The following is a 21,259-nucleotide window of genomic DNA, read 5'->3' as shown; positions in this document are numbered from 1 at the left end:
ACTATTTTCGCGGATCGCCGCAACCTTGATCGAGTTTAGTGCGCCTTGCCGAAATGCAGCCAAAAGGAGGTTGGGGCGTTCTGCCATCGTAACAACAATTTCAAGAAGAAGGTGTATTGGTGGCGACGAGCTGTTTCGCGGAAAGACTGGCCAAGACGGTTCCCCTGTCCGACGCAGAAAAAGCAGCATTGGCTCGGCTGGAAGAAAATCCCCGCAAGATCAAGCGCGGGGCCATGATCCAGCGCGTCAACGAGACGATCACTGAGTTGTTCGTGCTGCGCGAAGGTCGGGTCATGAGCTATGTCATCCTGCCCGATGGCAGCCGCCAGATATTGCGCGTCTACTTCCCCGGCGATTTCATCGGTTCGGCGAGCACCATCTACAGCAAGGCCCCGGAATCACTGGTCGCCCTGTCGGACGCCATGGTCTGCCCGTTCGACAAGCATGCGCTGCGCCGGCTGCTGGAGGAATATCCGCGCGTCGCCGCCCTGCTGTTCCTGCTGTCCAATGCGGAGCGGGTGGCGATGACCGACCGGCTTGCCTCGCTCGGCCGTACATCGGCGAGGGCGCGGGTCGCCTCCTTCCTGCTCGACATGTTCGACCGGCTGCGCGTGACGGACGACAGCATCACCGACAGTTTCGACCTCAAGCTGACGCAGGAAGAGATTGGCGACGCGATCGGCCTGACGTCGGTTCATGTGAACCGGATGATCCGACAGATGGAGCAGGAAAAGCTGATCAGCCGCGCCAATGGCCGGATCACGCTGGTCGACATGGCCCGGCTGGAAGAGATCGGCCATTATACCAACCGGCACAAGCATATGGACCTGGACTGGCTGCCCGCAATGAGCTGACGCGCCGCGCGTCAGGCCAGCAGTTCGACATCCCAATAGAGCCAGTCGTGCCAGCTTTCGTGGAGATAGCCGGGCGGGAAGGCACGGCCATGTTCCTGCAGCTGCCAGCTGGTCGGCCGGATCGGCTGGACATGCAACTGCATGCCCGCTTCTCTGGGCGTGCGCCCGCCCTTCTTGAGATTGCAGGGCGAACAGGCGGTCGCGACATTCTCCCAGGTGGTGCGGCCACCCGCGCGCCGCGGCACGACATGGTCGAAGGTCAGATCGTGCGTCGTGCCGCAATATTGGCAGCTGAAACGATCGCGCAGGAACAGGTTGAACCGGGTGAAGGCCGGATGCTCCGAGGGTCGCACATATTGCTTGAGCGCGATGACCGAGGGGATGCGCATCTGCAGGCTGGGGCTGTGGACTTCCCGCTCATAGGAAGAGACGATGTCCACCCGCTCCAGAAAAATCGCCTTGATGGCGGTCTGCCAGGGCCACAGGCTCAGGGGATAATAGCTGAGCGGGGTATAGTCCGCATTCAAAACCAGCGCCGGGCAGTTTTCCGGATGCCGTATCAGGTCGGGATGGTACATAGTCGCCTCTACCCCCTTGCCGACGCCGCTGATCGACCAACAACGTGACAAGAGCATGACAGCATTAACGAATATCCGCCGTCAAGAGCCTGTATGACTCAATCCACCGCACCACAGCATCTTGTGAGTCGTTTCGCGCCAAGCCCCACCGGTCGATTGCATGTCGGCCATGGCTGGTCGGCGCTGATGGCGATGGACCTGGCACGGGCCGCGGGTGGCGCCTTTCGCCTGCGGATCGAGGATATCGACGGCACCCGTAGCCGGCCCGAACATGTCGACGGGATAATCGAGGATCTGCGCTGGCTGGGCGTGGCATGGGATGGGGAGATCATCTTCCAGTCGCAGCACCTGGCCGACTATGACGCGGCGCTCGACCAGTTGCGCGCGATGGACCTGCTTTATCCCTGCTTCTGCACGCGCGCCGATATCCAGGCGAGCCTGACCGCGCCGCATGGCCCGGAAGGCCCGGTCTATCCCGGCACCTGTCGCGCCCTGCCGAACGCCGAGCGCGCGCAACGCATCGCGGCGGGCATGCCCCATGCCTGGCGGATCGACATGCAGGCGGCGGTCGCACGGGCGGGGCCACTCCGCTGGGCCGCCCTGCCCTATCCCATCGACCTGGATGCGCACGCCATCGACAGCCCTGCCGATCCGGCGGCGGCCGGTGATGTCGTGCTGGCGCGCAAGGATGCGCCGGCCAGCTATCATCTGTCCTGCACGCTGGACGATGCGGCGATGGGCGTCACCCATGTGCTGCGCGGCAATGACCTGCGCGCCGCGACCGACATCCATCGCCTGCTGCAGGCGCTGCTCGACCTGCCCAGCCCCGCCTATATCCACCACCCGCTGCTGCTGGGCGCCGATGGCAAGCGGCTGGCGAAGCGGGACGGCGCGATCGCGCTCGCCGAACTGCGTGGCGCCGGCATGGACCCGCAGCGCCTGGCCGATGATCTGCGCGCCGGGCGCTTTCCGGTTGGCATCACCGCCGGAGCGGCCTAGCATCCCCCTATGACCACCGTGCTCGTCATCGCCCTGATCCTTGCCATGGCCGCGACCCTGTTCGCGCTTGTCCGCGGCATCATCGCCTTCCTCCAGGCGACGAAGGAGGAACTGAACCTGCCGGAGGGGGCGCCGCGCCCGTCCAGCCTGAAGCAGAACCGGATGATGATGAACCGCATCCTGTTCCAGGCCGGCGCCGTCATCATCATCGCCTTGCTGCTGATGATGAAGGGCAATGGCTGAGGGCTGATGGTCAAGCTCAACAAGATCTACACCCGCACCGGGGACGCGGGCACGACCGGTCTGGTCGATGGGTCGCGCCTGCCCAAACATGCGCCGCGCATGCAGGCGGTGGGTGACGTGGACGAGGCCAACAGCGCGATCGGCCTCGCCATCCTGGCGATCGGCGACAGGCCCGAAGCAGCCTGGCTGACCACCATCCAGAATGATTTGTTCGATCTGGGCGCGGACCTTGCCACCCCGATCCCGGATGGCGCGGACGAACCCTGGGCGCTGCGCATCATTGCCGGGCAGGTCGCGCGACTGGAGCAGCAGATCGACGACATGAATGCCGATCTGGCCCCGCTCGACAGCTTCATCCTGCCGGGCGGCAGTCCGGCCGCCGCCGCCGTCCATCTCGCCCGTGCGATCACCCGCCGGGCCGAGCGCAGCGCGACGGCCGCCGCCGCCGATGTTGCGCTCAATCCGCAGGCGCTGGCCTATCTCAACCGTCTGTCCGACCTGCTGTTCGTGCTTGCCCGCTGGCTGAACGACAATGGCGCGCGCGACGTTAAATGGGTGCCGGGCGCGTCAAGACAGGTCTGATTTCAACGGCCTGGCTACCATCGGCCACGCTTTGCCTTGCACCGCAACATTAACCCTATTCATTCAGAGCGCGTTTAGCCAATTCTCCAAATTTGCGGGTTATTCGCAATTAGTGAGAGGGCCAAGATGCAATTCTATCTGGCAACATCCTTCATCTTTCCGCGCAGCCTGCGCCTGCGCCTGTTTGCACTCTGTTTCGTCGCGACCCATCTGCCGCTGATCGGCTATATCAGCTGGGGCATGGCCACCGGCCGGATCGCACTGGCCGAGTTCCTGCTGCTGCTTGGCGCCACGCTGGTCGGCACGATCATGGCACTGATGGGGATCGGCGCGCTGCTGAGCCCGATCCATGCGCTGGCCGATACGCTGCGCCCCGACAGTCCCGAGGCGCCGGTCCTGCCCGAAGTCGGCGACGTCATCCGCACCCTCTATGCCGGCGTCCACCGCGCCGCGACATCGACCCGCGCGCAGATGGACGAATTGCAGGTGGCGGCGCATGAAGACCCGCTGACCGGCATCGCCAACCGGCGCGGCCTGCTGGCGCAGATCGAAGAGCTGCCGGTCGAGAAGCGCCAGGGCTGCATCGCGATCATCGACATCGATCATTTCAAGCAGGTCAATGACCGGCTGGGCCATGACGAGGGCGACCGGGTGCTGCGCGATTTCGCCACCCGCCTGTCCGCCCAGATCCGGCGCATCGACATGGTCGCGCGCTGGGGCGGCGAGGAATTTGCCGTCTTCTTCCAGCATTGCATCGAGGATGAAGCGAGCTGGTCGCTGGCCCGCCTGGCCGAACAGATTCGCGAGCATCCGCTGGGTGATGTCGATGGTCGCCCGATCACCTTTTCCGCCGGCATCTGTCGCTGGAAGGGCGAGGAGATGGACGAGGTGCTGCGCCTTGCCGACCAGGCGCTGTACGAAGCCAAGGCCAATGGTCGCAACCAGCTGCGCCGTGCCCGGCCGGAGCGCACCGCCGCCTGATTCTGCGCCGCAGCGGGCCGGCAAGGAACCGACCTGCCCGGTCATGCGCTTACCCCTTGCGAGAGCGGTGCAACCGTATCGAAAGGGGCGTGCATGGCCAAAATCTGGATCCAGCCCGGACAGGAGGCGCTGGCGGAACGCCATCGCGCCGTCCGCGCCCTGACGCAGGCGCTGGCCGCGCCTTTGTCCGACGCGGATGCCACGGTGCAGTCGATGCCCGACGCATCGCCCGCCAAATGGCATCTGGCCCATGTCAGCTGGTTCTTCGAAACCTTTGTCCTGCGCGATCATGTCGAGGGTTATCGCCCGTTCGACGACCGCTTCGCCTATCTGTTCAACAGCTATTATGAGGCGGAAGGGCCGCGCCATGCCCGGCCGATGCGGGGCATGCTGACCCGGCCGAGCCTGAACGACGTGCGCGCCTATCGCGCCCATGTCGATGCCGCGCTGCTGGCCGCCATGCCGCATCTGCCGGAGGCCGCCTGCACGCTGGTGACGCTGGGCCTGCAACATGAGCAGCAGCATCAGGAATTGCTGCTGACCGACCTGCAGCATCTTTTTTCGCTCAATCCCATCGCCCCTGCCCTGTTCGACGCACCCAGGGCGATGCCCGCGCCGGTGCCCGGACCGCTGCACTGGATCGAGGGGCGCGAGGGGCTGGTGGAGATCGGCGACGACGGCAAGGCCGGTTTCGCCTTCGATTGCGAGGGACCGCGCCACAAGGTCTTCCTGCGCCCCCACGCCCTGGCCCACCGGCCGATCACCAATGGCGAATGGATCAGCTTCATCGAGGATGGCGGCTATCGCGACCCCGCGCTCTGGCTGTCGGATGGCTGGGCCTGGGTCCAGGGGGAAGGGATAGAGGCGCCGCTCTACTGGCAGCGCGGCGAGCAGGGCTGGACCCGTTTCGGCCTGGACGGACGCCAGCCGGTCAATCCGGCCGCCCCGGCCTGCCATATCAGCCTGTATGAAGCCGATGCCTATGCCAGCTGGGCGGGCGGGCGCCTGCCGACCGAGGCGGAATGGGAAAGCGCGGCGCTCAACATCGCGCCGACCAGTGGCGAGCAACTGGACGGCGCCGCCTGCCCCCGCCCCCGCGCCGCCGAAGACGGCACCAGCCTGACCCAGATGTTCGGCGACGTGTGGGAATGGACCGGCAGCGCCTATCGCCCCTATCCCGGCTTTCGCACCGCCCCCGGCGCGGTCGGCGAATATAATGGCAAGTTCATGTCCGGGCAGTTCGTGCTGAAGGGCGGCAGCTGCGCCACCCCGCGCGGCCATGTCCGCGCCAGTTACCGCAATTTCTTCCACCCCCATCAACGCTGGCAGTTCACGGGACTGCGGCTGGCCAAGGATCTGTAAGCCCCATGCTGCTGACACATGACATGCCCGCCGCCCGCACCATCGACCCGGCCTTTCGTCGCGATATCTTGGCCGGCCTTGCCCGATCGCCCAAGGCGACCCCGCCCATCTGGTTCTATGACCGGCGCGGATCGGAATTGTTCGAGGATATTACCGACCTGCCCGAATATTATCCGACCCGCACCGAAACCGCGCTGCTGGCCGGACATGGCGATGATTTCGCTGCCGCCATCGGCCCCGGCCGGGCGGTTGTGGAATTCGGCGCCGGCAGCGCACGCAAGACGCCGCACCTGCTGCGCGCGATCGCCCCAGCCGCCTATGTGCCGATCGACATCAGCGGCGATTTCCTGCGCACCAGCAGCGCCGAACTGGCGAGCGCCTTTCCCGGCCTGCCGGTGCTGCCGCTGGTCGGCGATTTCACCGGCGCTTTGGCTCTGCCCGATGCGATCGATGGCCTGCCGCGGCTCGGCTTCTTCCCCGGCTCCACCATCGGCAACAGCGAACCGGACACCGCCGTCGACCTGCTGCGCGCGATGCGCCGACTGCTGGGCGATGACGCGATGCTGCTGATCGGCATGGACCGGATCAAGGATCGCGACCGGCTGATCGCCGCCTATGACGATGAAGCCGGTGTCACCGCCGCCTTCAACCGCAACCTGCTGGTACGGATCAACCGCGAACTGGAGGGCGACCTGCCGGTCGATGCCTTTGCCCATCGCGCCATCTGGAATGACGAGAAGGCGCGGATCGAGATGCATCTGGAAGCGACCGAGCCACTGCATTTCCATGTCGCGGGCCAATGTTTCCACATGAAGACGGGCGAGACCATCCACACCGAGAGCAGCCATAAATATGGCGCGCGCGACGAACGGCTGCTGCTGCGCGCGGGCGGATGGGAACCCACGGCCGAATGGATGGACCCGGACGGCCTGTTCGCGCTGGTGCTGGCGAAGGCGGGGTAGAATCTGCCGGGGAATTTCACGCGACAGTCGAAGTTCACAGTGTCGCGAGGCCGATTCCGGCCAAATGCGCCGGCTATGCGCCTGCAACGCGCCGGTGAAGCGACAGTCGCGCGACAATCGGGTCAGGGCGACGCGCCTTCGACGCCACACTGACGCGACAGTGAGGCGACAGTGAAGCGCCATTTGGCGGCGGAAACCCGATGATGCGGGGTTGGTCTGGGGTTCGACTTCCATCGCCCAGGATAGATCAGAGAAAGGCCGAGTAGGAAAGCGAGGGGCGGGGCTCTTGCCGCTGCCCGGCAACTGGCATCGGGATTGAAGATGCGATATGATAAAATCATATCGGAATGGAGGCAGGCATGGCCGCGAAAGCAATTACCGTGACGCTGGGCGAAATGACGTCGCATGCCGAACGTCATCTGGCATCCGGCCGCTATGCATCGATGAGTGAAGTCATGCGCGCCGGTCTGCGCGCGCTGGATCGGGAAGAGGCTGTGCTGGACGAACTGGTGCGCGTCCGCGTGGCAGAAGCGCTGGCCGATCCGCGCCCCCCGATGCCGCTCGACAAGGCATTTGCGCAGGTCAGGGCCGCGATCGACAAGGCATGAGCCATCATGTCCAATTGTCGGCATTGGCGATCGAGGATCTGATTGCGATCCACCATTGGGTGCGTGCGGAAGCCGACCTCGCCACGGCCGATCGCTATCTGGCCCGGATCGAGGAGCGCGTTGCCGCACTGTCCGACTTCCCCGATCGCGGATCTCCGCGCGATGATCTGATCGCGGGCCTGAGGACACTGACCTTCGAGCGCCGGCTATTGATCGCCTATCATGTGGACAGAGAGATGGTCACCGTTCAGCGCGTCATCCATGCGGTGCGCGATCTGGGGGCGATGCTTCAGACACCCTGAAGCTGGCGCCGACCCGCTTATTCCGTCGCCAGCAGCAGGTCGCGCAGGTCGTGCAGGCTGGGCAGGACGGCGGTGGCCGCCAAGACCAGTTCCTCGGTCGGCGGCAGGAGGTCAGGGACCATCACCGTCGCCATGCCCGCCGCCACGCCGGCGCGGACGCCGGCATGGCTGTCCTCCACCGCGACGCAATCGGCCGGATCGACGCCCAGTCGCTGCGCGGCCAGCAGATAGGGCTGCGGATCGGGCTTGGGGCGGTCGACGTCATTGCGGGTGACGACGGTCTGGAAATAAGGAAGCAGCCCCGCCTTCTCCAGCCGCTGCTGGGCATAGGGCGCCATGGTCGAGGTGGCGATCGCCATCGGGATGCCGGCCCTGGCCAGATGATCCAATATGACCTCCGCGCCCGGCCGCAGCGGAATGCCCGCCTCCAGCGCGGCGACGAACAGCGCGTCGCTGTCGGCATAGAATTGATCGACCGGAAAGTCCGGCCCCATGCGGTCGGCCAGCATCCGCAGATTCTCGTCGCGATGGATGCCGACCATCGACAGCAGCATCTCGTCCGACATCGGCCAGCCCATCGCCGCGCCGGTGCGGGCGAAGGCGTCGCGATGCGCGGCCTCCGTATCCAGCAGCGTGCCGTCCATGTCGAAGATGACGGCGCGGATCGGGTTGGGCAGCGCAGCGGCGGCTTGCGGCGGCGCGTCGGAAAGGGATGCGGTGCTTGCCATGCCCGTCATATGGTGTGTGCGCTGCAATATTTCCATTGCAAAGCGCGCCATCGGGGCTGCAATTTTCCTATTGCAGCTGCGTCCTATTCGACCACCTGCGCGGTCCAGACGGGGATCCAGCGCCAGGCGCCACGGCATTCACCCATGCTGGTCGCTTCGGTCAGGCGGAAGCGGCTGCCATCCCAGACATAGGTCTGGCTGGTGCCGCAATCGCCGATGCCGCGCCCCTTGGCGAAGCTTTGCAACAGCGACTTTTCGGGCGCCCAGCCGGCATTGACCAGGGTGGGATGGCCGATCTCCTCCGTGCCCCAGCCGGGCGCATAGTCGAACGGCGCGAAGCGGAAGCTGCGGCGGCCCGGAATGCCGCTGGCGATCACCGGCACAGTAGTAAAATTATAGGCGCCAGAGCCACAGGGGACCAGGATCAGCGTGTCATTCTTCGACAGGCGATGCAGTTCGGACTGGCCATTGGCCATCTCGTCGGTGCAGCCGGTGAACTTGCCGAGCGCGGTCCGCTCCTCGCGCCACAGCGCGGCCGGGGCATCGCCCGCCGCGATGATCGCGCGATGGATCGCCGGCGTCGGCGGCGCGACCCGCACCGCCAGCGGCCCGAGCGGCCCGGTCGCGACCAGCGCTGTGGTGGTGCCGGCCCGACCCTGGCGCGCATCCATGTAGCGGATCGCCGCGCCCGCGCCCGCGAGCGAGGGACGACCGAGCGACCGGTTGCCGGTGCGCACTTCCATCGTGCTGCCGCGCGCCATCGCGATCGCCAGCGCCGACGCCTGCGGCCCGCGCAGGGTGGCGTCGCCATCGCGCGCGGTCACCGTCGCGACCTTGCGGCCGTCGACCAGGAAGCTGACGTCGGAGGAACCCTTGGCATCGCGGCTGACCCAGACTTCGGCCGCAGCATCGGGACCAGCCGAACGGGCAACACCGACCATCACCGGATTGTCGGGCCAATCGCTGCCGGGCAGCAGCGACACCGCCTCGCACCGGTTGCGGTTGTCGCAACCGATGGTCCAGTCCTTGTAAGTTTCAAGCGTGCCAGGCTTGGGCGCGGGCGCGTTGGTCTGCGCCGTTGCCATGCCAATGGTGCCGATGGCCGTTAAGACGGCCGCGAAAAATCTAAGTTCCCCCATCGGTTAACCATAACCGATTTGTTAAGCCGGGGGTAGAGCCTCTGTTAAGTAATCGAAATGATTTGGTTAAAGGCTTAACATCAACCCGGCCAGCGCCGCGCTCATCAGATTGGCCAGGCTGCCGGCGACCAGCGCCTTCAGCCCCAGCTTGGCGATCATCGGCCGCTGATTGGGGGCAAGATTGCCGGTCACCGCCATCTGGATCGCGATCGAGCTGAAATTGGCGAAACCACACAGCGCGAAGGTGATGATGGCGATAGTCGAGGGCGACAGGCCGTCCTGCACCTGGCCAAGGTTGATATAGGCGACGAATTCGTTGAGCACGACCTTGGTGCCGAACAGGCCGCCGGCTACCTGCGCCTCGTTCCAGGGGATGTTGAGCAGATACATGACCGGCGAGAAAACATAGCCGAGCAGTTGCTGGAAGCTGAGTTCGGGATAGCCGAAGATGCCGCCGATGCCGCCAAGGATGCCGTTGGCGAGCGCCACCAGCGCGACGAAGGCCAGCACCATGGCGCCGACGGCGACGGCCAGCTTGACGCCGGTCTGGGCGCCCTGCGCCGCCGCCATGATGATGTTGGCGGGCTTTTCCTCGTCATGGGTGGCGACGGGCATGGGTTCGCCCGGCGTGGTTTCCGCGTTCAGCACCGCCGCGACCGCAGCCGCACGGCGCGTTTCGGGCAGGTGGATATCATCCTCCAGCGGCAGTTCCGGTTCGCATTCCGGCTCGTCGGGCATCATGATCTTGGCCATCAGCAGGCCGCCGGGCGCCGCCATGAAGCTGGCCGCGAGCAGATAGTCGATCTTGATCCCCATCGAAGCATAAGCGGCCAGGATCGTGCCGGCGACGCCCGCCATGCCGCTGGTCATCACCGCGAACAGCTGCGGCCCGTTGAGGCCGGCAAGATAGGGACGGATCACCAGCGGGCTTTCGCTCTGGCCGACGAAGATATTGGCGGCGGCGCACAGGCTTTCCACCTTCGACACGCCCGTCACCTTCTCGATCGCGCCGCCGACCCAGCGGACGATGAACTGCATGATGCCCAGATAATAGAGGATCGACACCAGGCTGGCGAAGAAGATGATCACCGGCAGCGCGGCGATGGCGAAGCTGGCGCCGCCGATTTCGGGCTTCGCCAGCGGGCCGAAGATGAAATTGGTCCCCGCCTGCGCATAGCCCAGCAGATTGGCGACGCCGTGCGACATGCCCGCGATGATGGCGCGTCCGGCTGGGACATAGAGCACCAGCAGTGCGATCCCCGCCTGCAGCAGGAAGGCCGCGCCGACCACGCGCAGCCGGATCGCGCGGCGGTTGGAAGAGAGGGCAAAGGCAATGGCAAGAATCAGCAATATGCCGGCGAGGCCGATAAGAAGATGCATGAAGCGCTTTCGCGGGAATGGGCAAACCGCGCGACTATACAGGGCCAGCGCGCGGAAACCAGCAGGGAATCCCGCCCCGCGATATAAATGAGATAACCTCGCTTTTTGTCGGCAAATCGATCAGAACCATGAGGACACAGAAGATGCGATGGGGAGAGGCGATGCTGATGGAAACCGACAAGCCCGGTGCCGCTACGGAATGGCGGCGCCATTATATGCTGCCGATCGCGGCCGCGCTCGGCTATGCCACCAGCGTCGTCCATATCTATGGGCTTGGCCCCTATATCCAGCCGATCAGCGACCAGTTCGGCTGGACGCGGACGCAGGTGACGGTGGGCCTGACCCTGTCCACCCTGGTCCAGGCTGTCTTTTCCGTGCCGATCGGCCTGATGGTCGACCGGCTGGGGCCGCGCGTCTTCGGACTGGTCGGCGTGCTGCTGACCTGTGGCGCCTTTGCCCTGCTGGGCACGGCGACCGGCAGCCCCGGCCAATGGTATTTGCTCTGGGCGCTGCTGGCGCTCGCGACCCTGCCGGTGCAGGCGACGATCTGGACCAGCGCCGTCGCCACCCGGTTCGAGGCGTCACGCGGCCTGGCCTTTGCCATCACCCTGTGCGGCGCATCGATCGCGGTCGCCATCTTTCCGCTGATGGGCAGCTGGCTGATCGGCCATTATGGCTGGCAACGCGCCGCGCCGATCCAGGCGGCGATCTGGGCGGCGTGCAGCTTCCCGCTGATCTTCCTCTTCTTTCGCGGCGCGCGTGATCGGCGGCGCGGCGAGGCCGTTGCGGCCACCGCTGCGGCACCCGCTATCGGCGCCACGCTGGCAGAAGGGGTGCGCTCCTCCATCTATCATCGCCTGCTGCTCGCCAGCCTGCTCTTCACCTTCACCATCATCGCGCTGGTCGTGCATTTCGTGCCGATCCTGACCGATCGCGGCGCGGACCCGATGCGGGCGGCCGGCATAGCCTCGGTCGTGGGCCTTTGCTCGATCATCGGCCGGCTGGCGACCGGGCTGCTGCTCGACCGGTTCCGCGGATCGCTGGTCGGTGCCGGCGTCTTCCTGCTGCCGGCGGCCGCCAGCCTGTTGTTGCTGGGCGCCGGAAACAATGTCGCGCTGCTGATCGCGGCGGCCGCGCTGATCGGCCTGACATTGGGCGCGGAAGTCGACGTGATCGTCTATCTCACCACCCAGCATTTCGGCCTCAAGACCTTTGGCGGCCTTTATGGCGGGCTGCTGATGGCACTGTCGGTCGGCACCGCCACCGGGCCATTGGGCGCGTCGGCGATTTTCGACCGCTTCGGCAATTATGCGCCCTTCCTGTGGATAACGCTTGTCCTGATGGTCGGTAGCAGCCTGGCGCTTGCCAGCCTGCCGCGCCCGGCCTTTGCCCGGCCGCGAGGCCATTGAGGGGGCATTGACATAAAGCGCTACAAAGCCGCCACGTCGAGACATCGCGAGGATATATGGCGCGCCTAGTCCTGCCCTTCTGACAGTCCACAGACGACAGAAGGGTAGAGCGAGATGATGCAGGATGGCGCGCATGACGACCATGGCCATGGCCTGGCCGATGACCTGGCGCAGATGCGCAAGCTGGCCGGCGAGGCGATGGGCCGGCGCCGCACGTTGCGCCTGCTCTTTTCGGCCGGCAGCGCCGCGCTGATCACCGCCTGTGGTGGCGGCGGCAGTGACAGCGATAGTGACACGTCGACCGCCACGCCGACGCCCACCCCTACCCCGACGCCCACACCCACGCCGACCCCGACGTCGAGCACCTGCATCGCCGATCCGGAAGAGACCAACGGCCCCTATCCGGCGGACGGATCCAACAGCAGCAATGGCAGCGTGGTCAATGTGCTGGACGACACCGGCATCGTGCGCACCGACATCCGGTCGAGCTTCGGATCGTCGAGCGGCACCGCCGAGGGCATCTATATGCAGCTCACCATCACGGTGGTGAACGTCAATGGCAGCTGCGCGCCGCTGGAGGGCTATGCCGTCTATATCTGGCATTGCACCCGCGACGGCCTCTATTCGCTCTATACCGTGCCGGGCGAAAATTACCTGCGCGGCGTGGGCGTGACCGACGCCAATGGCCAGGTGACCTTCACCAGCATCTTCCCCGGCTGCTATGACGGGCGCTACCCGCATATCCATTTCGAGGTCTATCCCAGCCTCGCCAAGGCGACCAGCTATGCCAATCGCGTGCTGACGTCGCAGTTCGCGATGCCGACGGCGGCCTGCAATACGGTCTATGCGACCAGCGGCTATTCCAGCAGCAAGACCAATTTCGCCAAGATCACCACCAGCAGCGACAATGTGTTCGGCGACAACACGTCGGCCCAGGTCGCGGCGATGACGCCCACCATGACCGGCGATACGACCAATGGCTTCACCGGCACGGTGACGGTCGGCATCGCCATCTGACAGGAATTATGCGGATGACTTTGCAGGGATCGCCTTCAATCGATATGCTGACCGCCAATATGGACGGATCGCGCATATTGGTGGTCGACGATGATGCGGACATCCGCATCCTGTTGTCGGATTTTCTGGAGCAGCATGGCTTTGCCGTGACCGCGGTCGCGGACGGCGTGGCGATGGATCAGGCGCTGGCGGCGCAGACATTCGACATCGCCGTGCTGGACGTGATGATGCCGGGCGAGGACGGGCTGTCGATCCTGCGGCGGCTGGCCGCGAGCGGCGACCTGCCGATCATCATGCTGTCGGCGATCGGCGGCGATATCGACCGGATCGTCGGGCTGGAAATGGGGGCGGAGGATTATCTGCCCAAGCCGTGCAATCCGCGCGAACTGCTCGCCCGCGTCCGCACCGTGCTGCGCCGCAATCGCCGCCAGACATCGGAACCGCAGGTGCCCGCCGGACAGCGGCTGCGCTTTGCCGGCTGGCAGGTCGACATGGGCGTGCGCCTGCTGACCGATCCTGACAATGTCGTCGTCACCTTGACCGATGGCGAGTTCCGCCTGCTGCGCGCCTTCATCGAGCATCCGCGCCGGGTGCTGAGCCGCGACCAGTTGCTCGACTATTCGGCCGGCAGCGACGCGGAAAGCTATGACCGGGCGATCGATGTCCAGGTCAGCCGGCTGCGCCGCAAGCTGGAACGTGGCGAGATGGGCGACGAGCTGGTCCGCACGATCCGCAACGAAGGCTATATGTTCACCGCCGAGGTCCGCCCGGCGTGAGCCCGGCGATGCTGCCGGGCGCCGGCGAGCGGGGGCGCTACAATCCCTCGATCCTGACGCGGATCGTCTTTCTGGTCGCCGCCACCCTGTTGCTGGCGCTGGGCGCGATGATGCTGGTCGCCTTTCGCGGCCCCCCGCCCCATGCCCGGCCGATGATGCTGGTGGAGGCGACCGGCCTGCTGCGCGGCGGCACCCAGCCGCCCGGAAGCTGGCAGATCAGCCGCTATCAATCCGATCGCGCGCCCACGGCCGACGCCGGGCAGGAAAGCAACCGTGCGGGGGCCGAGCGCATTGCCGGTCTGCTGGGCGTGCCGGCCAATGCGGTGGCGCTGATCCAGGAACGGCCGCCGATCGGCATGCCGCGTCCCGGACCGGAAGGCGAGCCCCGGCCCGACATGGGCATGGAGTTCGACCCCGGCCGGATGATGCTGCGCGGCAACTTTGCCCTGGCCGTGCGCGAGGATGGCAAGAACTGGTCGGTGCTGCTGGGGCGGCAGGGGCCGAACTGGCGTTGGTATGCGATCACTCTGTCGCTGATGGCGGGCATCTTCATCCTGCTGCTGTTGCCGGCCTATTGGGTGGCGCGGCGCATCACCCAGCCGATCCGCCTGCTGGCCGAAGGCGCCGCGCGCGAGCGCCCCGAACGGGCCGAGCCGCTGCCGATCGGCGGCCCGCCCGAGGTGCGTGCCATGGGCATCGCCTATAATCACATGCGTGCGCGGATCGCCGATTATGTGTCGGAACGCACCGCCATGCTGGTGGCGATCGCCCATGACCTGCGCACGCCGATGACCCGCCTGTCCTTCCGCCTGGAACAATTGCCCGACGGCCCGCGCGCCAAGGCGCAGGCGGACGTGCAGGAAATGCGGGCGATGGTCACCGACCTGCTCGACTTCATGCGCGAAGGGACCGAAGGGCGCCAGCGCGCCCGCATCGACCTGTCGGCGATCGTCGAGACGCTGGCCGACGACCTGGCCGACATGGGCCATGACGTCGTCGTCACCGCCAGCCAGCGCGCGGTGATAGAGGGGGACGCGCTCGCGCTGCGCCGCTGCATCGGCAACATGGTCGAGAATGCGGTGCGCTATGGCGGATCGGCGCGGGTCAGCCTGCGCGTCGAGGGTAGCCGGGCGATCGTCGATGTGGTCGATTCCGGCCCCGGCGTTCCGCCCGAGATTCTCGACCGGCTGTGCGAGCCCTTCTATCGCGGCGAAGCCTCGCGCAATCGCGAGACCGGCGGCGTGGGCCTGGGCCTGTCGATCGCGCGCACCATCGCCGAAGGGCATGAGGGCAGCATCGGCTTTGCCAACCGGGCCGAGGGCGGATTGCGGGCGACGGTGATCCTGCCGCTCGACCGCTAGAGCATCATTCCCTTCAGTTCCTGCAGCACCATCGCGGTCGGCATCGACAGGAACATCGCTACCAGAAAAGGTGCCAGCGTCGCCGCGATCAGGATCAGCAGGCTGCGCAGGTCGACCGGCAGGAAGCGCATGGCATAGACGTTGGACACCACGCCATAGAGGTCGGCCGCCGCCGAAAAATCCGGCGCGGAGAGAAGATCGGGCTGTTCCTTCGCGCTGCCGTGGAACCAGCGATCCTCGAACGACCGGCCCAGCGCCACCGCCAGCGCGCCATAATGCATCGCGTTGCGCCGCCAGGCCCGCGCCATGACCGGGCGGAACACGCCGAGCGGCGCAACGCACAGCAGCAGCACCAGCGCCACCGTGCCACCGATCAGGAAGCCGCCGGTCATCGGCGTTGCTGCGCCCTGGAGATGGATGTTGGCGAAGCGGCCCGCGGTGATGCAGCCGATGCCCAGCGCAAAGGTGCCGAAGGCCCGGACCGACTGGGCCAGAAAGCCCAGGCCGCCGGCATTGTCGGGATGGGCGACGACCAGCCGCAGGTCCATGGCCGCGACCTTGTGCAGCAGCCGCGTCCAGATGAGGATGCGCCAGAGCCAGCCCATGAGCAGCGTCAGCAGCAGCGGCAGGCTGACCAGCATATGCCACCAGCCGGCCGCCGATAGCCGCCCCGGCCCGGCGATGGTCCAGGCCGGCAGGCCATGGTTCGAAATGCCGGTCGCAAACAGCCACAGGATGAACGCATAGGCGGCGAGCAGCACCAGCAGTTCGGCGACCGGCGCACGCACCGCCGCGCGCGCCCTGGCCAGTTCGGCCTTCAATCCGCCCCCGGCATCGGGCGGGATCAACCCGGAAATGGCGAAATGGCGCACCACCGCGCCCAGCCGCCGCGCGGTTTCGACATGGGCGACCAGCAGGAGCGGCACGGCAAAGGCGAAGCGGGCATGTGCCCCGACGTCGCGCAGGAAGTGGCGCAGGTCGCCGGCCCGGTCATGGCCCGGCAGGACGAGGATGAGCAGCAGGAGCGGCAGCCAGCCGACCGCCAGCGCAAGCAGGGCGCGGACGCGCACCGTGGGCAGGGCCGGCACCGACAGGCGGACAAGGCTGGGCAGCCCGCGCGGCGGCCCCCATTCGAACAGGTCGTGCCCCTCCGCCTCCGCTTCGTTGGTCACATGCACGCCCTTCCGCTTCGCCTCGGCTCATCCGAACCGCGACGATAGGAAGCATGCCCTTCCCGCCTATCGGGATTTATGCTGAGCCGGCCGGAAAATGGCGGCCTTCACGGGTTGGCGGACTTGCCGTCCTTCTTGGCCTTGTGCGCCTTCAGCAACGCGTCGATCTCGACGATCCGCTCGCGTTCCGGCGTGCCCTTGGGCAGGCCCTTGAGACGGCATTCCGCCCATAGCTTGCGCCGCTCGGATTCCAGCGCTTTGAGATAGAGATCGGCCATGGGGCCTCCTGGATAAAGGAAAAGGGCCGGCGCCTCGCGACACCGGCCCTTTTCGAAACCTACTTACCTGAAAATCAGGCGGCCTGCATATGGGCCACCCTGATAAATCAGGCGGCCTTCGAGCGGCTCATGCGCTTGCGCTCGTTCGGATCGAGGTAGCGCTTGCGCAGACGGATGGTCTTGGGCGTGACTTCGACCATTTCATCGTCGTCAATGTAGGCGATCGCCTGTTCCAGCGTCATCTTCTTCGGCGGGGTCAGGCGGACGGCGTCGTCCTTGCCGCTGGCGCGGAAGTTGGTCAGCGCCTTCGACTTCATCGGGTTGACTTCGAGGTCTTCCGGCTTGGCGTTTTCGCCGATGATCATGCCTTCATAAAGGGCTTCACCCACGCCGACGAACAGGATGCCGCGATCTTCCAGCGGACCCAGCGCATAGGCATTGGCTTCGCCGGCGCCGTTCGAGATCAGGACGCCATTCTTGCGACCTTCGATCTTGCCCTTGTGGGGGCCGTACTTCTCGAACAGGCGGTTCATGATGCCGGTGCCGCGCGTGTCGGACAGGAATTCGCCATGATAGCCGATCAGGCCGCGCGAGGGCGCGGAGAAGGTGATGCGGGTCTTGCCGCCGCCCGAGGGACGCATGTCGGTCATCTCGGCCTTGCGGATGTTCATCTTGTCGACGACCGTGCCCGAGAATTCATCATCGACGTCGATGACGACGGTTTCGTAAGGCTCGGTCTTGCCGCCATTCTCGTCTTCGCCGAACAGCACGCGCGGACGCGAGATGCCCAGTTCAAAGCCTTCGCGGCGCATGGTTTCGATGAGCACGCCCAGCTGCAGTTCGCCACGGCCGGCGACTTCGAAGCTGTCCTTGTCGTCCGATTCCGTCACCTTGATGGCGACGTTGGATTCGGCTTCGCGGGCCAGACGATCGCGGATCATGCGGCTCGTCACCTTGCTGCCTTCACGGCCCGCCATCGGCGAATCGTTCACGGCAAAGCGCATCGACAGGGTCGGCGGATCGATCGGCTGGGCCTTGATCGGCGCGCTGACCTGCGGGTCGGCGATGGTGTTGGCCACGGTCGCGACGGTCAGACCGGCGAGCGAGATGATGTCGCCAGCCTTGGCTTCCTCGACCGGCACGCGGTCAAGACCCTGGAACGACATGATCTTCGACGCACGGCCGGTTTCGATCACGTTTCCTTCAGCGTCCAGCGCGTGGATCGGCTGGTTGACCTTGACCGTGCCCGACTGGACGCGGCCGGTCAGGATACGGCCCAGGAAGTTGTCGCGGTCGAGCAGCGTGACGAGGAAGCTGAACGGCGCATCCTGGTCCAGCGACGGCGGCGGGACATGGTCGACGATCTTCTGGAACAGCGGCTCCAGCGTGCCTTCACGGCGCTGCGAATCCTCGCTGGCATAGCCGTTGCGGCCCGATGCGTAGAGGACGGGGAAGTCGAGCTGTTCGTCGGTGGCGTCGAGCGTCACGAACAGGTCGAACACTTCGTCCAGCACTTCCTGGATGCGCTCGTCGGGACGGTCGACCTTGTTGACGACGACGATCGGCTTCAGACCGAGCGCCAGCGCCTTGCCGGTCACGAACTTGGTCTGCGGCATCGCGCCTTCCGACGAGTCGACCAGCAGGATCACGCCGTCGACCATCGAGAGGATGCGCTCCACTTCACCGCCGAAGTCGGCGTGGCCGGGCGTGTCGACGATGTTGATGCGGGTGCCGTTCCATTCGACCGAGGTGGGCTTCGCCAGAATGGTGATGCCGCGTTCCTTTTCCAGGTCGTTCGAGTCCATGGCGCGCTCTTCGACGCGCTGGTTGTCGCGGAAGGTGCCGGACTGGCGGAAAAGCTGGTCGACGAGCGTGGTCTTGCCATGGTCGACGTGCGCGATGATCGCGATATTACGCAGGGACATGTCTTGCCTTTGGGATATGGGGCTCCCCTGGCCGACACAAGGCCGCGCAGAGGCTTCGGGCGCGCCCCTACAGGAAATGACGCGATGCGGCAAGGGGAGCGGAAGGATCGGCCGGAGCGCAGATGAATATCCTGTCATGTTATGATGTTTCCCTTGCCCCGCTGTGGCAGCCGCCTATGACACCGCGTCAGGTTCGCACCCTGAAAAGAAAAGGACACCCCATGCGGCTGACCGCCACCCTTGGCTTTGCTTCCCTCCTCGCCCTTTCCCTGTCCCACCCTGCCCTCGCCCAGAAGGATGGCGCGCCCGACGCGGCCAAGCAGCATGCCGAGCAGACGGCGGACGAGATCGCCAAGAACTGGGCCAGCGCCCCGGTCGAGGAAGTGACCAAGACCAGCAAGGGCACGGCCAGCGTCGACGGCAAGTCGATCGCCTACACCGCGACCGCCGGTACGCTGACCATCCGCGATGCGCAGGGCAAGCCGACCGCCAGCGTCTTCTACACCGCCTATACCGCGCCGGGTAAGCATCGGCCGCTGACCTTCTTCTACAATGGCGGCCCCGGCTCGGCCTCGCTGTGGCTGCGCATGGGCAGCTTTGCGCCCGATCATGTCCGCACCGGCAATCCCGAAGCGGTCGCGCCCGCGCCCTTCGATGTCGGCCCCAATCCCGACAGCCTGATCGGCAGCACCGACATGGTGTTCCTGGATGCGGTGGGATCGGGCTATTCGCGGCCGCTGGGCGATGCCAAGGGCGCCGACTTCTATGGCGTCGACCAGGATGTCGATGCCTTTGCCAAGGCGATCCTGCGCTACACCACCAAGAATGGCCGCTGGGGCGACCCCAAATATATTTTCGGCGAAAGCTATGGCACCACCCGATCGGGCGCGCTCGCCTATCAGCTGGAAGATCGCGGCATGGCGCTGAACGGCGTCATCCTGCTGTCGTCGATCATGAACTATGGCATCCGCCAGTCGGGCTTCGACACCATCCATATCGGCTATCTGCCCAGCTATGCGGCGACCGCCTGGTATCATAACCGCGTCCCCGGCGGCCGCCCGGCCAGCCTGGAAGCCTTTGTCGAGGAAGCGCGCCAGTTCGCCAACGGCCCCTATGCCGCCGCGCTGCTGAAGGGCCAGGACATCAGCGCCCAGGAGGAAGAAGCCGTCGCCCAGCAGATGAGCCGCTTCACCGGCCTGTCGGTCGATTATTTGAAGCGCGCAAACCTGCGCGTCAGCCTCAGCCGCTTCCGCAAGGAATTGCTGCGCGACGGGCGCGAGACGCTGGGCCGGTTCGACAGCCGCTACAAGGGGATCGACGAGGATGCGGCGGGCGAGGATCCCGAATATGATCCGTCCGATACCGCGATCAGCGGCCTCTATGTCGGCAGCTTCCTCGATCAGCTGACCAACAAGCTCGGCTATCAGACCGAGCTGAGCTATCGGCTGAGCGCGCGGGAGGGCGGCGCCTTCAACTGGGACTGGAGCCATGAGCCGCCGTCGGGCCGCAAGCAGAATGTCGCCGACGTCACCGCCGACCTCAGCACCGCGATGCGCATCAACCCGCATCTGCGCGTGCTGTCGCTCAATGGCTATTATGACATGGCGACGCCCTTCTTCTCGACCGAACGGGACCTCAAGCACATGATGCTGGAGCCGGCGCTGCGGCCGAACCTGCAGTTCAAATATTATCCGGCGGGCCACATGGTCTATCTGAACCCGGAAGCGCTGCACCAGATGCGCCTCGACATGGAGCGCTATTACGCCGAGGGCGCGCGCTGATCTGATTTCCCGTCGTCATTCCCGCGAAGGCGGGAACCCATCTCCTGACTTGGCGCATAATTGCATCGTCGGGAGATGGATCCCCGCTTCCGCGGGGATGACGGCGAGGGTCAATAGCGCAGCTTCGGATACCAGTCGGCCGGCCGCCCTTGCGGCGTCAGGTCGAGGATCGACCAGAGCGCGGCGATGTCGGGCGCGTCGCGGGGATCCTGGCCCGGATCGGCCATCTCCCGACCCATCTCGCTCATCCAGAAGAGCCGCACCTGATCGCCGTCGCGGCGATAAACGATCAGCGCAGGATATTCGCCGTCCGGCTGGAGCAGGTCGAGATCACGGGCATAATCGTCGCCGATCGTCTGGATGAAGTCGGTGTTGCGCCAGCCCCGCTCCTGCGCGAAAGCGAATTGCCGTTCGACCGGGCTGCGGCTCAGTATCTTGTAGGCGACGCGCTGCTTGATATCGTTGGCATTGCCATCGACCGCGCCGATCCAGTTGGTACACATCGGGCAGGGTCGCTCGCGTTCCGGCCCGTACATCCAATAGTAACTGACCAGCACGTCCTTGTCGCCGAACAGGTCGAGCAGGCCGACCTCGAAGCCCTGTTCGTCCTTGAAGCGATAATCCTTTTCGATCAGCGGACCGGGCGGCAGCGCCTGGCGCTGGGCGGTCAGGCGCGTCATGTGGCGGCGAAAGTCGATCTCCGCCGCCAGCAGTTGCTGCCGCGCCCTGGCATAGTCCGCGCTTTCGCCCGGAAATGCCGGCCGGCGATGCGCCGCCATATCGGCGGCCGGTGTCAGTTGTTCGTCCATGGCCTCTCTCCTC

Annotated in this window: 22 protein-coding genes; 14 read left to right on the top strand and 8 right to left on the bottom strand. The window is 65.8% G+C overall.

Annotated features, from left to right (window positions below; all coding sequences use genetic code 11):
- The first annotated feature begins 116 nt into the window (after positions 1-116).
- Entirely contained in the window at positions 117-854 is a 738-nt protein-coding gene (locus ACI6S0_RS22765) for a Crp/Fnr family transcriptional regulator (RefSeq protein WP_434404444.1), read from the top strand.
- Between the two features lie 11 nt (positions 855-865).
- On the opposite strand, the gene ACI6S0_RS22760 is transcribed toward ACI6S0_RS22765, so the two are convergent.
- Positions 866-1,432 (bottom strand): HNH endonuclease, encoded by a 567-nt coding sequence (locus ACI6S0_RS22760; RefSeq protein WP_037506283.1) that lies wholly within the window; start codon positions 1,430-1,432, stop codon positions 866-868.
- Between the two features lie 93 nt (positions 1,433-1,525).
- On the opposite strand from ACI6S0_RS22760, the gene gluQRS reads away from it, so the two are divergent.
- The 8 genes from gluQRS to ACI6S0_RS22720 all read left to right on the top strand — a co-directional run bounded on the left by gluQRS (position 1,526) and on the right by ACI6S0_RS22720 (position 7,471).
- Positions 1,526-2,431 carry a tRNA glutamyl-Q(34) synthetase GluQRS gene (gluQRS, locus tag ACI6S0_RS22755; protein WP_434404443.1) on the top strand — a complete coding sequence of 302 codons (906 nt, stop codon included), beginning with the start codon at positions 1,526-1,528 and terminating at the stop codon, positions 2,429-2,431.
- Between the two features lie 9 nt (positions 2,432-2,440).
- Positions 2,441-2,674: a twin transmembrane helix small protein gene (locus ACI6S0_RS22750; RefSeq protein ID WP_004210155.1), complete on the top strand. Its 234-nt coding sequence runs from the start codon at positions 2,441-2,443 to the stop codon at positions 2,672-2,674.
- Positions 2,675-2,680: 6 nt separating this feature from the next.
- Positions 2,681-3,256: a cob(I)yrinic acid a,c-diamide adenosyltransferase gene (locus ACI6S0_RS22745; protein WP_434404442.1), complete on the top strand. Its 576-nt coding sequence runs from the start codon at positions 2,681-2,683 to the stop codon at positions 3,254-3,256.
- 126 nt (positions 3,257-3,382) lie between these two features.
- Positions 3,383-4,237, top strand: a complete 855-nt coding sequence (locus ACI6S0_RS22740; RefSeq protein ID WP_278984850.1) for a GGDEF domain-containing protein — start codon at positions 3,383-3,385, stop codon at positions 4,235-4,237.
- A 93-nt stretch (positions 4,238-4,330) separates the two neighbouring features.
- Positions 4,331-5,599, top strand: a complete 1,269-nt coding sequence (gene egtB, locus ACI6S0_RS22735; protein WP_434404441.1) for an ergothioneine biosynthesis protein EgtB — start codon at positions 4,331-4,333, stop codon at positions 5,597-5,599.
- Between the two features lie 5 nt (positions 5,600-5,604).
- Positions 5,605-6,561 carry an L-histidine N(alpha)-methyltransferase gene (gene egtD / locus ACI6S0_RS22730; RefSeq protein ID WP_434404440.1) on the top strand — a complete coding sequence of 319 codons (957 nt, stop codon included), beginning with the start codon at positions 5,605-5,607 and terminating at the stop codon, positions 6,559-6,561.
- A gap of 359 nt (positions 6,562-6,920) precedes the next feature.
- Positions 6,921-7,169, top strand: coding sequence for a ribbon-helix-helix domain-containing protein (locus ACI6S0_RS22725; RefSeq protein WP_099231618.1), 249 nt, complete (start codon positions 6,921-6,923; stop codon positions 7,167-7,169).
- Positions 7,166-7,471 (top strand): type II toxin-antitoxin system RelE/ParE family toxin, encoded by a 306-nt coding sequence (locus tag ACI6S0_RS22720; protein WP_434404439.1) that lies wholly within the window; start codon positions 7,166-7,168, stop codon positions 7,469-7,471. The genes ACI6S0_RS22725 and ACI6S0_RS22720 overlap by 4 nt, the downstream gene beginning before the upstream one ends.
- A 17-nt stretch (positions 7,472-7,488) precedes the next feature.
- Here the strand turns inward: ACI6S0_RS22720 and ACI6S0_RS22715 are convergent, their stop codons facing one another.
- From ACI6S0_RS22715 to ACI6S0_RS22705, 3 genes are all read right to left on the bottom strand, one after another.
- The gene (locus ACI6S0_RS22715) at positions 7,489-8,199 is read right to left on the bottom strand and encodes an HAD family hydrolase (RefSeq protein WP_434404438.1); all 711 of its coding nucleotides are present in this window, start codon (positions 8,197-8,199) and stop codon (positions 7,489-7,491) included.
- 83 nt (positions 8,200-8,282) lie between these two features.
- Positions 8,283-9,338, bottom strand: coding sequence for a DUF1176 domain-containing protein (locus tag ACI6S0_RS22710; RefSeq protein ID WP_161732199.1), 1,056 nt, complete (start codon positions 9,336-9,338; stop codon positions 8,283-8,285).
- Positions 9,339-9,404: 66 nt separating this feature from the next.
- Positions 9,405-10,718, bottom strand: coding sequence for a NupC/NupG family nucleoside CNT transporter (locus ACI6S0_RS22705; protein ID WP_004210148.1), 1,314 nt, complete (start codon positions 10,716-10,718; stop codon positions 9,405-9,407).
- 161 nt (positions 10,719-10,879) lie between these two features.
- Here ACI6S0_RS22705 and ACI6S0_RS22700 point away from each other — a divergent pair, with 161 nt between their 5' ends.
- From ACI6S0_RS22700 to ACI6S0_RS22685, 4 genes are all read left to right on the top strand, one after another.
- Positions 10,880-12,127, top strand: a complete 1,248-nt coding sequence (locus ACI6S0_RS22700; RefSeq protein ID WP_434404437.1) for an MFS transporter — start codon at positions 10,880-10,882, stop codon at positions 12,125-12,127.
- A gap of 114 nt (positions 12,128-12,241) precedes the next feature.
- A complete protein-coding gene (locus ACI6S0_RS22695; RefSeq protein ID WP_434404435.1) occupies positions 12,242-13,144 on the top strand; it encodes an intradiol ring-cleavage dioxygenase in 903 nt (300 codons plus the stop codon).
- A 14-nt stretch (positions 13,145-13,158) separates the two neighbouring features.
- A complete protein-coding gene (locus ACI6S0_RS22690; RefSeq protein ID WP_004210145.1) occupies positions 13,159-13,920 on the top strand; it encodes a response regulator in 762 nt (253 codons plus the stop codon).
- Positions 13,921-13,928: 8 nt separating this feature from the next.
- Positions 13,929-15,281: a sensor histidine kinase gene (locus tag ACI6S0_RS22685; protein WP_434404434.1), complete on the top strand. Its 1,353-nt coding sequence runs from the start codon at positions 13,929-13,931 to the stop codon at positions 15,279-15,281.
- Here the strand turns inward: ACI6S0_RS22685 and ACI6S0_RS22680 are convergent.
- The 3 genes from ACI6S0_RS22680 to typA all read right to left on the bottom strand — a co-directional run bounded on the left by ACI6S0_RS22680 (position 15,278) and on the right by typA (position 18,656).
- Positions 15,278-16,453: a hypothetical protein gene (locus ACI6S0_RS22680; protein ID WP_434404433.1), complete on the bottom strand. Its 1,176-nt coding sequence runs from the start codon at positions 16,451-16,453 to the stop codon at positions 15,278-15,280. The genes ACI6S0_RS22685 and ACI6S0_RS22680 overlap by 4 nt on opposite strands.
- Before the next feature lie 107 nt (positions 16,454-16,560).
- Positions 16,561-16,731 carry a hypothetical protein gene (locus tag ACI6S0_RS22675; protein ID WP_004210141.1) on the bottom strand — a complete coding sequence of 57 codons (171 nt, stop codon included), beginning with the start codon at positions 16,729-16,731 and terminating at the stop codon, positions 16,561-16,563.
- Positions 16,732-16,838: 107 nt separating this feature from the next.
- Positions 16,839-18,656: a translational GTPase TypA gene (gene typA, locus ACI6S0_RS22670; protein ID WP_010339276.1), complete on the bottom strand. Its 1,818-nt coding sequence runs from the start codon at positions 18,654-18,656 to the stop codon at positions 16,839-16,841.
- A 221-nt stretch (positions 18,657-18,877) separates the two neighbouring features.
- On the opposite strand from typA, the gene ACI6S0_RS22665 reads away from it, so the two are divergent.
- Positions 18,878-20,437, top strand: coding sequence for a S10 family peptidase (locus ACI6S0_RS22665; RefSeq protein ID WP_434404432.1), 1,560 nt, complete (start codon positions 18,878-18,880; stop codon positions 20,435-20,437).
- 110 nt (positions 20,438-20,547) lie between these two features.
- On the opposite strand, the gene ACI6S0_RS22660 is transcribed toward ACI6S0_RS22665, so the two are convergent.
- Positions 20,548-21,246 carry a DUF899 family protein gene (locus ACI6S0_RS22660; protein ID WP_434404430.1) on the bottom strand — a complete coding sequence of 233 codons (699 nt, stop codon included), beginning with the start codon at positions 21,244-21,246 and terminating at the stop codon, positions 20,548-20,550.
- Positions 21,247-21,259 lie beyond the last annotated feature (13 nt).

This window comes from Sphingobium sp. DN12 (assembly GCF_051058005.1).
In the GTDB taxonomy this organism is placed as follows: domain Bacteria; phylum Pseudomonadota; class Alphaproteobacteria; order Sphingomonadales; family Sphingomonadaceae; genus Sphingobium; species Sphingobium yanoikuyae.
This window is presented reverse-complemented; position numbering and strand designations above follow the sequence as displayed.